The sequence below is a fragment of the uncultured Campylobacter sp. genome, from assembly GCF_937997595.1.
Lineage (GTDB): Bacteria > Campylobacterota > Campylobacteria > Campylobacterales > Campylobacteraceae > Campylobacter_B.
In genome coordinates this window covers 1-1,237 of sequence record NZ_CALKTS010000227.1, presented here as the reverse complement: position 1 = coordinate 1,237, position 1,237 = coordinate 1, and the positions used below count along the sequence as shown (strand labels likewise).

The following is a 1,237-nucleotide window of genomic DNA, read 5'->3' as shown; positions in this document are numbered from 1 at the left end:
TTATATTTCAATTGTATTATACAATTTTTTTCTATTATATAAAAGTTAATTTTTTATTGTACAAAATAATTGTTATAGATAAGAAGTCCTATTGGAAGAAAAGCATATAAAATAATTATAAAATTTTGAATATATTTTTCTATATTTTTTATAATTGAATATTTTTCTATTAGCTCATCTCTTACAATAAGACTTAAAAATATCATTCCTATGCAGATAGGCAACATATATATTTGGAGTTTTCCACTTACAACAGATAGCAATATTAAAGGTGGAATAGACCAAGAAAAAGTCCATTTTTCAAATAATGTCCATTCTCTTTTCTTTTTCCAATTTTTCAAATATTTAAAAAATCCATAAATATAAAATAAACCATAGGGAAAAAAAGTAAGAGGAATATATACAAAATAATAATAAAAAGGTCTAGCATGAGAAAAAGACTTATAAGCTCTTCCAACTGTCTGCTTATTTAAAAGAAGATAAATATATTCTTTACCATCAGGTTGTTGATATAAAATTAAAAACCATAGAGAAAAACAAAGCAATAAAAAGATTATTCCTTTTTTCCAATGCAAAAGATTAAGAAATTTTAAATTTTTTGTAAAATTCTAAGAAAGCACAATGCGGTGAAATTTTAGAATTCTGCCTAATTTCAAATTTTAAGATTTCGCCCGTCGCACTACTGCATTAGTATCGCGACAAATACCTTGAGCTGCGCTTTAGCCATATTTGCAGTATTGAAGCGGCGCATTTTCGTTCCCGCCGCGTGCCTAATCGGATTTAAATCCCACCGCTTAGAAAATCCGCGAAATTTTTTATAATTCTATAAATCTCAAATTTTATAAATTTTAAAATTACGTATCGTTACGCCACTATCGCGGCAGAGTACTTTAACCGCGCCTACCTCATCTGCCCGCTGAATATCCGCGCCGCTAAATATAGATAACGCCGAGGTGCGAGAGCAAAATTTTAACCCCGATTAAGATCAAAATCACGCCGCCTAAAACGAGCGCCTTTGAGTGCAGGTATTCGCCCGTTAGCTTGCCTGCGTAGCATGCCGCGACGCATAGCGCGAAGCAGACGAGCCCGATGACGCTACAGGCGTAGAGGATGTTTATCTCGCCAAAAGCAAAGGTCACGCCCACGGCCATAGCATCGATGCTGGTAGCGATCGCACCCAGCACCAGCTCCTTCGTGCTTAGGCGTAGAGCTGGCTCGTCCTGCTCGCGGCGGGATT

At 35.2% G+C, this 1,237-nt stretch carries 2 protein-coding genes; both read right to left on the bottom strand.

Going from position 1 to position 1,237, the window contains the following annotated elements:
- Positions 1 to 53: 53 nt before the first annotated feature.
- The gene (locus Q0614_RS07700; RefSeq protein WP_298787781.1) at positions 54 to 545 is read right to left on the bottom strand and encodes a hypothetical protein; all 492 of its coding nucleotides are present in this window, start codon (positions 543 to 545) and stop codon (positions 54 to 56) included.
- 387 nt (positions 546 to 932) lie between these two features.
- A partial coding sequence (locus Q0614_RS07695) for a manganese efflux pump (RefSeq protein ID WP_298787779.1) occupies positions 933 to 1,237 on the bottom strand: 305 nt, incomplete at its 5' end.